Raw genomic sequence first — 12,260 nt, forward strand, 5'->3', positions numbered from 1 at the left:
CTCTTCGCACGCTTTTACTTTACGCGCACCCGCATTGACAGCTTCATCTATATTTACTTACCGACACCTCTCTTTTATTTAGTAAATTAATTAAGGTAACAACAACTATGACAGAGGGAGAATCGATCCTATGGTGATTCTTTTGTTCGTACTTATTTCACAATTCTTGCGGTTGCAATATTAATCATCATTTTGTGAAATGATCAGCAAATCCACAAACAATAAAAAACACCCCTGAGACATTAAAATATTTATATCTCTGCTGTGATTACTTATGAGGCAAGCGATAACAGTATGCTAATATCCGAAAATAAATGAGGTTATATTTATAATAAAAAGCAGAACTACGGCAATATTGGAATTGATAATGAAAAAAAAATTACCTCCACTTAACTGGATCCGATCATTTGAAGCAGCAGCGCGACATTTAAGTTTTACTCATGCCGCAGTCGAATTAAATTTAAGCCAAGCAGCGATCAGTCAACAAATTAAAGGACTTGAACACCAGCTTGGCACTGTACTGTTTAAGCGACTTCCTCGCGGTTTAGAGCTGACTAATGCTGGTGCAGCTTATCTACCTATTGTGCATGAATCTGTTGAGCGTTTAAGAGTTGCTACTGAAGAAATTTTTGGTCAAGGCCGAACCAATTTATTAACGATTAAAGTTAATTTGGTTTTTTTTATGAATTGGCTTGCACCAAAAATCAGTGACTTCAGAATTACATACCCTGAGATTAATCTGCGCATTACCAGTAATATTTGGATCAATGACAAAGATACTCCTTCAGATAATGATTTCGAGATTCGTTATGGCAAAGGAAAGTGGAAAGGATTACAAGCAGAACGTTTAACTTGGGATAACCTTTTACCTGTGTGTAGCCCAAATTACCTAAATAGTAATGCACCTTTAATAACCCCAAACGATCTCGCTAATCACACATTGTTGCACGTTATAGGTTACGAAGATGGCTGGGGATATTGGTTAAACCAGACAAACCATGAGCACCTTAAAATAAGTCAGGGGTTTCAGTTTGACACTTTAATTACTGCGCTCGAAATGGCTATCTTAGGTGAAGGTATTGCTCTGGGGCGTACTAGTTTGGTTGATGAAATGCTAAGCTCGGGTAAATTAATAGCTCCATTTAAAGAACAAATTGCTACTGACGAAGCATTTTACCTTGCTTATGCAAGCTCTAATTTAATACATCCTCACGCGAATAAATTTAAAGAATGGATCTTAAATAAAATAGACAAAAAATAGAAACACTTACTTCCTTTATGACGCTTGCTTCTACAATTTAGGCAAGTTGTTAACCACTAAATATTTCAGCTAATTCAAATTTAAAAAAGCTCACGTCAATAAGCGTAACAATTTTCAAATAGTACTAATGACGTAATCTCCCTTTGTTCATCCCTCATGAGCGTTACCAAGCCATAAAAAAAACAGCGTTATAGGTGTATTTTTTATTGTTGGTTCAGACAGTAATAACAACCTAATATCCACCTAATCAGGCTCTAGGTCTTTGAAATAACCTAACTGATAAATATAAAAGCAGCCTGTTTAGCAAACTCTTTAAGTGAGATTAAAAAACATTTTGGCTAACAATATTAATGATAGGAAAAAAACAAATGAAAACAAAACTACCGTTAATCGGCGTGCGCGTCATTGATTTTGGTCAACAAATAGCTGGACCTGCTGTTGCTATGATTCTCGCTGACTTAGGGGCAACAGTGATTCATATTGAACCACCTCAAGGGCCGCAATGGGATCACCCTGCAAATGCGATATTGAACCGAAATAAAAGTACACTAAGGCTAGATCTAAAATCGCCCAAAGGCTTAGTTGAAGCACTAACTCTAATTGAACATGCTGATGTAGTACTTGAAAATTTCCGACCCAATGTAATGAAACGTTTGGGAATCGATTTTGCTAAATTACGCGAAACTCGCCCAGAGCTGATTACGCTATCCATGCCTGGTTTTGCTAGTAACGACCAACTTAGAAGTCAATGGAAAGCCACTGAAGCAATTGTAAATGCAACATCAGGAGCATTTACTGACATGGGCTTCAATCGTATATTAATGGGACTTAATCCAAGCTTTTCACCTTTGTCTTTGGGCTCTTCTTATGCAACCACGTTAGCTACAAGCTCTGTAGTGATGTCATTATTGGCGCGTGAAAAAACCGGGCGTGGTGATAGCATCGAAGTACCTCTCGCAGCGGCATTAATGGAAGGATTATCTTATAACTCTGTTGTCATTGAAGATTTGCCACAGCGTTATCTGACAATGCGCGAGCTTGAAATAGAGCATCGTAAAGTAAATAATCTTGAAATGGATTTGAGCTACCAAGATCTTCAAGAATATTTAGACCCCTTTTATCGCACCTATAAATGCAGTGACGGACGCTTTTTCTATGTGGTATGTCCATCGCATCGTAATCATGCTCGCCGCTGTTTACAAGCTTTAGGTCTGTATGAGGAGTTATTGTCTGATGGATTACCCGAAGTAAATGATCTGCACTTACCTATAGAAGAATGGGATGGTGAAACATCAATTGGTGTTTACCCATTACCGAAAAAATGGGCTGATATTATTTCTAATAAAATGAAAAAAGTTTTTTTGACCAAAACGTCAGAGCAATGGGGCACTATTTTTGGTGAAGGACAAATTCCAGGGGCTCCACATAGAACAACGCAAGAGTGGGTGAACAGTCAACACTGTGTGGCTTCAGGCCTTATTGTTGAAGTTAATGATCCTCAATACGGTTTGATGAAGCAACCAGGGCCAATAGCATGGCTTGAAGAATCGGTCGAGCAAATGCTAACACCAAAACCACGTAAAGAAGTTGATTTTAGCCAAGCGATGGCTCAGCTAGTCGATATTATTGACAGCCAAGTCATTACTCGCCCTGTAGGTAATCAAATTCAGCCTATTAATAATAGTGCTTGGTTAGATGGCGTTCGAATTTTAGATCTTACCAATGTTATTGCGGGTCCACACTCAACAGCATTTTTAGGACGATTTGGCGCTGAAGTTATTAAACTTGATCCAGTTACACCACTATATGACCCTCTTATTGGTACATTGTTTACTTTTCAAACCAATCTTGGCAAAAAGAGTGTGCTCGTTGATATTACGATGAGTGAAGGTCGAGAAATATTTGAGCGTTTAGTTAAATCAGTTGATGTTGTGGTGATTAATGCGCCAGAACGTCAAATGGAACAGCTTGGTTTAGATAACGACAGCTTACAAGCAATTAACCCAGGGGTTTTATTTTGTCGTTTAGATTGTTTAGGGGGTCCTAAGCGTGGTCCTAAAACGGACTATATAGGCTATGATGATATTATTCAGGCAAATAGTGGCATTATGAGCCGCTTCGGTGGTATTCAAACACCAGAAGAACACGCACATTTAGGTACCTTAGATGTTAACTGTGGTTTTGCAGGAGGCTTGGGCATGGTCGTCGCTTTATATAACAAACAAAAACATGGTCAAACATCACGCGCTAGGACATCGCTTTCAGCGGTTACTAATCTGGTACAAATCAAATTTGCCTTTGATTATGAAGGTCGAGCTCCATTTAATGAAGCTTCAGGGCGTGAAGCATTAGGCAATGATGTATATTCTCACTTTTACCATACTCGAAATGGCTTTATTTTTATTGACTCAAACGAAAGTGAGTTAGCAAAGCTTGAAACGATCAGTGGACTATCAGGGATTGCTAATACTGAAAATATAAGTGAATTTTTAACTGAAAGATTTAGTCAGGATAGCTCAGAAAACTGGGCTGAGGTTTTACAAAGTGCCGATATTGCCGCCGCAAAACCTATGGGTATTGAGCAACTCAGAGACTTGTATACTCGAGATGCTGATGGCACTGTTGGACTTGACCGTGGCAGTTATGCTTTTTCTGTTTATGATAACCACCCAAGTGGCCATCGCGTTACTATTATTGACCAATATGCTATTCGTCCAACAGAAGCGAGAATTTTAGCTATAGAGTCTACAGAACGCTTTGGTCATTCGACACAAACAGTTCTCGAAGGCCTTGGTTACAATAGTGCAGAAGTGCAATCAATGATCGATAGAAAAATTGCTGCTACCGGCTGGGGGAGAGAGTTTTTACCTAGTTAATCTTCGAACTGGATTAAAAATTTGCTAATAGCCTGTTCCACAATCACAACTTTCTACTGATAAAAGATGAATGAATGGAACAGGCTTAAATAAGCTAGCAAGAACCATATAACTGACATTGCGGACCTACTTTAATAATAAATCCTCTGATATTTTTTGCCCAAGCAATCAATGGTGGTTTGATTGCGCGTTTGTAAATTTGCCACTATTGGCGGATTATCCGGCCAATACATGATGGTAACACCTTCGAAACACTTGAATATCCAGCGCGCCATCAGCCGCTAGCGAGCTTTGTATTTCATATCGGGGAAGTAGCAGGACTTTTCTACCAAGGTTTTACGGACTTGATGCTCTAAGCCTGCATATACCATCAAGCAGTAAGTTATCACCATCAGCAGGGCTTCAATTCGTTCGGGCTTTTTAACATAGATTGCGCTGCTTAGGAAGTCAGGACTTTTTAAAAACGAAAGCCTTTTTCAACATTCTGCTGTGCTTTATAAATGCTCAGCAAGCTTGCCATATCGAGGTGTTCGCTGACATTATTGGTGGCAATAATAAACAATCCAAATTACTGCAAGGCTGTCTTACGAGACGCCAATGGCGTGAATAATGCGCCAACTATTTGGTATTCAATTCGCTGGAGTAACTGGCCTAATTTAGGGCGACCAGTACCTATGTACACAGCTATTTCTGGCATATCCGCATCGACATTGCTGAGCTTGTTTTTCTTTCCAATGACATCCTGCACTTTGAATGGCAACGGGGGATAAAGTATTCTTATTCTTATTTTTATTTTTATGTTTAATTCTCACCTTGCAGTACTTCATTGTAAGAACGAACCAAAGGTTCGTGACAGTCGTCGATATACTAAGTTCATCATCACATCCACACCTACTAATCCTAATTAGATTGCTAATCATTAAATTTAGCTGGCGCTTGTTAATAGTTTTACCTGGGGAAAGAGAGTGCCAGTCTTCATTCTTAGATTTCAATAAAAGCTTGTTATTTGTGTTTAAATTCTTTGGTTGTGTCTCTTGATTATTAATGCACGATGGTTATTACTTGGAAAAAGTGGATAGTTAATTGGAAGCATATAGAAAATCATAAGTGTGCATGTTGAGCTGATCTTAAACAGTTAATTATTATTACCAAACACTCAAAATATTTCAGTTATGCTGACGTGGTATTTACATAATAATAATCATATATTTAATTATTCAGATCTAAATATAAATGGTACTAAGCCTTGTTGGTGAAACTGGGTAAATTCATTTAGCTAACGGATCTGGTTCAGGCTTGATACGGAATTAGGAAAATTTAACATCAACTAAAAACAAATAAGCAACTTATCAATAAATAATATGCGTGATTTAAATTCCTAGTACTGTAATGGCGAAGTAGATAGCATAAGTGGGCAATGATGGCGAAAGACCAAACAAAACCGATGTTCGAGAAAACTCAAAGAAATATATTTATTTTTAACGTAAAACATGGCGTGTTTTGGGCGCCTTTTTTATTATTGATAGTTGCGGTTGTTTTTAGTTTTGTCAATTTAGAACAGTATATGCGCATTGCGACGCAAATTAATGACTGGATTTTGTCTAAATTTGCTTGGCTCTTTAGTCTGTCTAGTTTTCTTTTGTTAGTCACATTGATTGTTACGTATTTCTCACCATTAGGTAAAATACGTATTGGTGGCGATGACGCCAAACCGCTACTGTCTAAATGGCGTTGGTTTTCAATTACCTTGTGTACCACCATAGCGACTGGCATTTTATTTTGGGGCACGGCAGAGCCAATGTTTCATCTTTATCAACCACCAGAGTCTTTAGGAATTGTTCCCCAAAGTACCGAAGCTATTCAATTTACTATGGCCACAATGTTTATGCACTGGTCCTTTACCCCCTACGCCATCTATTGTCTACCTGGTTTAGTTTTTGCATTGGTTTATTATAATTTACAGCTGCCTTTTTCTATTGGCTCAACATTAAGCCCCATCTTTGGGAGTTGGGTACAAGGAAGAAAAGGTCAAGTAATTGATGCTATAGCATTATTTGCTTTAGTTGCAGGAATGGCTTCGTCTTTAGGCACCGGAATTTTAGTGTTAAGTGGTGGCGTAGAGTCAGTCTTTGGGATCTCTAGTAATAAGACCGTTATGGCGATGATTGCTCTTGCGATTGTTATGACCTTTATTGCTTCAGCGGTTAGTGGCCTACAAAAAGGGATTGCTCGGTTATCAAATATTAATGCTCAAGTATTTATCCTTTGTTGTGTATTTGTTTTTATTTTTGGGCCAACAGGCTATATTTTGTCTATTGGTTTTGATGGCATTCTTGATTATTTTGGCAACTTTTTTGCGAGAAGTTTTAATACCTATACCGGACCAGAAGATAACTGGCCAAAACTTTGGACTGTGTTTTATTGGGCCAATTGGTATGCATGGGCACCTGTCACCGCTTTATTTTTAGGGCGAATAGCGTTAGGTTACACCGTTCGTCAATTTATTATGATTAACTTAATATTACCCGCTTCATGTGCAATTGTTTGGATGGCTACTTTTTCAGGTACCGCCATGCGTTTAGATCATCTCACTTTAGGCAGTTTACATCAGGTCATGCAAGAGAAAGGTGCTGAAGCGGTTATCTTTACCGTATTTGATAACTTGCCTCTGTCAGCAATTACTATTGCAATTTTTATTGGTATTACCTTCATTTCATTTGTTACCGCAGCTGATTCCAATACAGATGCAATGAGTAATCTCTGTGCCGCTGACTCTGGCGAAAGTACGAGTGAGTGTGCGCTAAATAAAAGTGATGAAAAAATTAACAGCGAAGATTCAACAGCCAAAACTAAGATGTTACTTAAATTTGTTTGGGGCATTTCTATTGGCGTAATCGCTTGGGTTATGGTGAGTTTTGCTAGTATTGATGGCATAAAAATGATGTCTAATTTAGGTGGTTTACCCGCGATGATTATAATCATTGGTACTAATATAACGTTGTTTAAACTGATCCATAAAGCCTCTAAAGGGCATTCAATGGAGCCAGTTAATAAGTAGATAAACCGATAAATTAAGTTGCAATAGATAAAGAATATTAAAAGCTCAATTTACGCTTTTATTATTGTATTTAGTGCTACATCACTAATAACACCAACCGGACTAAGTAATACTCGCGCAGTGACCAACAAAGTAGTCAGATTTATACGAATATTTATTTGCTGAATCAAGTTTAGCTTAATGAGTGCAGCCAGGTACAGAAAACTCTGATTTCTTCACGTTTTTTACGCCGTGCCTCAGCACAGCATAAAGTGAAGAGAGGTTTGGTAAACGGTATTCAAATGGCGAAACGAATAGACCTTGGTCTAAATACCATTTCGCGCATTGTCTGAAAAAAAATGGTTGAGTTCTGACCAGATAAAACTGCCTGTCAGGTAATCAGCGATGAATCTGCTTTAATCCAATTAGCTGGCATTTTAAGATTTAGCTCATAAAGTTTAGACATTTTAATCCAATTTGTTTCAGCACCAACAGTTTGTACAACTTCAGCTTCGGCCATATGTTTTATGCTTAGATCCTTTCCAAAAGATTTCGCAAAGTCAGGATGGCAAACAACTAAGGTAGGATGGTTGCCTAGGTGCATAAGGTTATCTTCTTCCGAGTTGTTGTAAGCTCGCCAACATGCTGCCACCTTTCGTAGGGCTGCTGTTATCAGATTATCCTTTTATCATTTAGCAATATTATTGTTGACAAGGGGGAGTCCACATAAGTGAAGTCATAGCGACTGAAGGCGATTCTTACCGCATGAGAGAAGCGCAAGAGCAACGAGTCGCACGGGACAAAGTCAAAAGAGGAAGACAACATGAACGTACTGAAAATTTTACTACCCATTGGACAGCCGAAAAAGCGAGCAGTTTAATGATGATATGGATTTGTAAGGACTAACGAAACCAACTCAACTACCATTAAAAATAGCAGTAAACGCTATTTATAGCCATTTTAACCTGCGGCAAATAACAGCGGTTTTAGACCGGTGTTTACACCTTAAATCTAACAACCCTAATTATTTAAAAATCCTAGTAAATTACCAAATTGAACTTGCACCCAATAACTAAAGACCTAGATTTTAGTTACTTACTACCCCATTATAATAATCACTCCTTCTTTCTTGTGCGGCATGTTTAGTTATCCACTCAATAAAACACTTTATTTGTGGTTCATTTTTAATATCTGATCGGCAAATGACTCCCCAACCTCCTGGAAAAACAATTTCATGATTGCAAGGTTTGATTAATCGACCAGAACGCAGATCATCATCAACAAAAGGCCCGTTAACTAATGCAACCCCCTCATTGTTTAGTACCATCTCCAAAGCAACGGCTTTAGTATCTACAACCATATGAGGTACTACGGTTTCTACTTCTACACCAGCATTGCGAAACCATTTTTCCCAATGGTCAAATTCTGTTTCTACTGACAGAAGAGGTAAATTTAACAATTCTTCGACTTTAAATTCACCATCTTGTTTGCTCATTAATTGTGGAGTACAGACTGGGAATAAGCGGTAGTCGAAAAGTGGCACCCAATGATAGTTTTCTGAAGGTGGGGTTTCTCGGTATATAATGCCAATATCTGAGGATTCTTCATCAAACCCCCAATTTGCTGCACAAGTTGCCAAGTATATATTTATATCGGGATAATCTGAGCGAAACGATAGCAATCTACGGGCAAGCCAACGAATGGAGAACGTAACATAAGTGTGAATTCGTAAGGGTGATGATTTCGTCGCTCGTTGAACAGCAGATACGCCGTTTGCCAACTGTTGAAGGGCTTCAAGTACGTAGGGGTAAAAGAGTTTACCTTCTTTACTAAGAACAACATTTCTGCCATCTCTAGTAAATAATTTAACACCCATATGGTCTTCAAGGTTTTTAATTTGATGACTTATTGCAGGGTGAGTTAGATTTAGTTCTTCAGCTGCCGCTCTATGGCTAAGTTTACGTGCTGCAGCTTCAAACCCCTTTAATGTACTAAGCGGTGGTATTAATCGAGAGTCCATAGAATATTCCTATTGTTAATTGAAATAGTTACCCCATATAAATATTGCCACAATCAATTAACAAAATAGTAACGGAATATTAATATGTTATATCAATTTAATGCGGGTCAAACAAGGAAAATCCCTGTCGTTAATGCTAAAACTGGTTTTAGACTCCACGGCGGGATCCTACTAAATGCATGGATAGCGGGCATAAAGAATCGGAAATGGGCTAAACATACAGTAGAAGCGGTGTGTACTCACCAGCAAGAAGGGCGGCCAGACAAAGAGCAAATCACGTACTACCTAATTTCTATGGGTAATAATGTTCAGGAAATTGCTAAGATTATCAGAGGCCATTGGCAGATTGAAAGTGATCACTGGTCGCTAGATGTGACGTTTAGAGAAGACGAAAGCCTCATTTACGTTGAGGATGGCGCTAAAAACATCGCCTTATTTAAACGCATGCTAGTAAACTTACTAAAGAGACATCCGCTCAAAGACAGTATTGCTGGGAAACGACATAGGTCGGCATGGGCTGATGATTTTAGAACATAAGTGCTGTTTGGGTGATGTCAAAGTATAACTCCACCGTGTTCTAGACTCGATATCGCGCAATGATTTTTTCATTGAGCGTGATACCTAAACCATGGCGAGTGAATGCGGGCAGGTTCTGTATTTACTCGTTAAATCAATCTGAAGTTCAATGTCGTATCCTACCGCGGTTCTAACGCCATCGACTAGATCGGCATCCGTAGTTGGATCAAGCGGAGCTATGATAGTGCCGGTTTGGCATCCTCATCACCTATGCGGACTTGCCCTATGGGAGAAAAATAAGCAGCAAAACATGTTAGTACAAGTAGTACTGAGCCGATAATTAGTAGCCAAGAAAATTCAGCTGGTAGTCAGTTGTTCGTCGTAAGGATTATTGACTAGCTTCCTTACTTATCAATTAAATTAGCGACTATACCTATAAATAAAACACTGAAAGGTAATAAAGCAGGAATTTTCCTTATTCTTCTCATAAAATCTCAGCTAGTTTAGGAGCAATGGTTTAGGCCTAACAATAGATGATAGGCCTAAACTACAGATTAATAATCAGAGCGTAATGGTACAACAACCTCATAACCTGGTTCTTCTGGCTCATCATCAGTCATTTCAGCAGGGAAGCCCTTGCCTAACACTTTGACATCGCAAGCTTCTTCTAACCTGCGGATGATATTAGGCGAGTATTCTCTTGCTCCAAATCGTTTTTGTCCATCTTCAAATATCTCAACCATTAATGGCGCTAATTCCAAAGATAAACCGTTGCGACGAGCAACCTCGTGAAAAAGACCTACATCCTTAAGTACTAAATCCATAGTAAAACTTATGTTTCGGCTACCATTTAGGATAACTTGAGATTCAGTTTCATGAACAAATGAATTACCTGAAGAAGCTTTAATTGCCTCATAAGTCACATTCATGTCCATTCCCATTACTTTAGCGGTTGTTAGTGCTTCCGCTAATGCCGCCAAATGAACAGTACATAAGTAATTAGTTATTACTTTTTGGATAGATGCCGTTCCTAACACACCCGTATGTAAAATTCGTCGGCCCATCTTTTTTAATATAGGCAATACGCGGTCAAAGGCTTCTCGCTCACACCCTGCGAAAATAGAAATATTTGCTGTGTCAGCACGATGACATCCTCCAGAAACAGGACAATCAACAGGTAGAGCTCCTTTAGCGCTTACCAACTCACCTATACGACGAACTTCAGACTCATCGGTGGTGCTCATTTCCATCCAAATTTTACCCTCAGTGATACCGGCAAGAATACCATCCTCGGCCTCCATTACTTGAGAACAAGCACTAGGTGAAGGTAAACACGTAATAACAACATCACACTTTTCAGCCATTTCTTTTGCTGAATTAGCAGAGCTAGCACCACGTGAAACAAAATCAGAAACAAAATCTTCATTGAGATCTCGCACAGTCAGATCGCAACCATTACGCAGTAGACTTCCGGCGAGTTTTCCACCTACATTACCTAATCCAATAAATCCTATTTTCATTCCTAAATCCTCATATTTACACCTTTGAAAATATTATGCTAAAGGTGTTGATAAACTATCTATATATTTTAAAAGACATGAACTAAAGTTTTTGTCTAAATGTATTTCTATTACAGTCAATTTAATAGAACTATGTACGAAATAGAAAACGTCGACATTATTATGTAAATATCGATTCAGCATAACTGATATATTTTGAGTATTTGGTTAGAATAATTAACTTCTGGAGTTATTCACCACATAAGAATATTTTTACATTCACCGTTTATCTGTGTTTTTTTGTCCGTGGAGAAAACCCACACTACCCACATCAATACTGGCTTTAATTTTCTGGGATTTAATATCACAAAGTACAAAGACAAATTGTTAATAGAATCTGCTAAAACCAGAATAAAGCCTCGTGGGACACTGCTACATTTACTGCCGGTTCAGTTTGATCACTGGACTTAAATAGGCATGAGCTGTGTGCGGGGAACCTTGCATGTAAGGTTCTTAGGAGAGTGAGCAGCAGAAATGCTACTCACTCATCCGATAAGCTCACTTTCAAACGATACGTGCAGATAACTGACGAGCAGCCTGTACCAGGTTTTTAGCGTAATGACGCGCACTCTCTGGGCTTAGATATTCGCCATTGATTGCAGCACTAATAGCAGCAACTGGCTCATTTCTCAAATTTAGCACCGCAGCAGCTATGCAACTAACCTGATTATCATTTTCGCCATGAGTCACTGCATAGCCCAAGCGTTTTGCGCGTTCCAATTCTTCATCAATATTAACTAAATCCTCTTTGATATTAGGATTGCTTTTCACTTCGCCGTCTCTATAACTGCGTTGAAACTCGACAGAGTGCATCGATAAAATGGCTTTTCCAGATGCGGAACAATGCAATGGCATGGTTTGGCCAATATGAATGTTAAGTGAATTACCCAGTGAAAACTCAACTTTCGAGACGACAACAACTTTATTACCAACTGGCGCACAAAGAAAAATTGACTTGTAAATTTCATTTTTAAGGATTTCAGCAACGGGT

The 12,260-nt window shown here is 38.6% G+C and carries 9 protein-coding genes; 4 read left to right on the top strand and 5 right to left on the bottom strand.

Annotated elements, in window-relative coordinates:
* Positions 1–367: 367 nt before the first annotated feature.
* Complete coding sequence (gene gcvA, locus GPUN_RS06120) at positions 368–1,261, top strand: transcriptional regulator GcvA (protein ID WP_006004511.1); 894 nt, start codon at positions 368–370, stop codon at positions 1,259–1,261.
* 368 nt (positions 1,262–1,629) lie between these two features.
* A complete protein-coding gene (locus GPUN_RS06125) occupies positions 1,630–4,137 on the top strand; it encodes a CoA transferase (RefSeq protein WP_006004513.1) in 2,508 nt (835 codons plus the stop codon).
* Positions 4,138–4,705: 568 nt separating this feature from the next.
* On the opposite strand, the gene GPUN_RS13675 is transcribed toward GPUN_RS06125, so the two are convergent.
* Positions 4,706–4,897, bottom strand: a complete 192-nt coding sequence (locus GPUN_RS13675) for a hypothetical protein (RefSeq protein WP_141567234.1) — start codon at positions 4,895–4,897, stop codon at positions 4,706–4,708.
* A 657-nt stretch (positions 4,898–5,554) separates the two neighbouring features.
* On the opposite strand from GPUN_RS13675, the gene GPUN_RS06135 reads away from it, so the two are divergent.
* The gene (locus GPUN_RS06135; RefSeq protein ID WP_141567235.1) at positions 5,555–7,195 is read left to right on the top strand and encodes a BCCT family transporter; all 1,641 of its coding nucleotides are present in this window, start codon (positions 5,555–5,557) and stop codon (positions 7,193–7,195) included.
* Positions 7,196–7,565: 370 nt separating this feature from the next.
* Here GPUN_RS06135 and GPUN_RS06140 read toward each other — a convergent pair whose 3' ends face one another.
* Entirely contained in the window at positions 7,566–7,778 is a 213-nt protein-coding gene (locus GPUN_RS06140; RefSeq protein ID WP_006004522.1) for a hypothetical protein, read from the bottom strand.
* 483 nt (positions 7,779–8,261) lie between these two features.
* Complete coding sequence (locus GPUN_RS06145; RefSeq protein ID WP_006004524.1) at positions 8,262–9,194, bottom strand: LysR substrate-binding domain-containing protein; 933 nt, start codon at positions 9,192–9,194, stop codon at positions 8,262–8,264.
* 84 nt (positions 9,195–9,278) lie between these two features.
* Here GPUN_RS06145 and GPUN_RS13900 point away from each other — a divergent pair, with 84 nt between their 5' ends.
* The gene (locus tag GPUN_RS13900; RefSeq protein ID WP_006004526.1) at positions 9,279–9,731 is read left to right on the top strand and encodes an ISAs1 family transposase; all 453 of its coding nucleotides are present in this window, start codon (positions 9,279–9,281) and stop codon (positions 9,729–9,731) included.
* A gap of 533 nt (positions 9,732–10,264) precedes the next feature.
* Here GPUN_RS13900 and GPUN_RS06155 read toward each other — a convergent pair.
* Complete coding sequence (locus GPUN_RS06155) at positions 10,265–11,230, bottom strand: NAD(P)-dependent oxidoreductase (protein WP_006004528.1); 966 nt, start codon at positions 11,228–11,230, stop codon at positions 10,265–10,267.
* Between the two features lie 543 nt (positions 11,231–11,773).
* Positions 11,774–12,260 (bottom strand): IclR family transcriptional regulator (locus GPUN_RS06160; protein ID WP_040520439.1); only part of this gene is annotated, 487 nt, incomplete at its 5' end.

This window comes from Glaciecola punicea ACAM 611 (assembly GCF_000252165.1).
Lineage (GTDB): Bacteria > Pseudomonadota > Gammaproteobacteria > Enterobacterales > Alteromonadaceae > Glaciecola > Glaciecola punicea.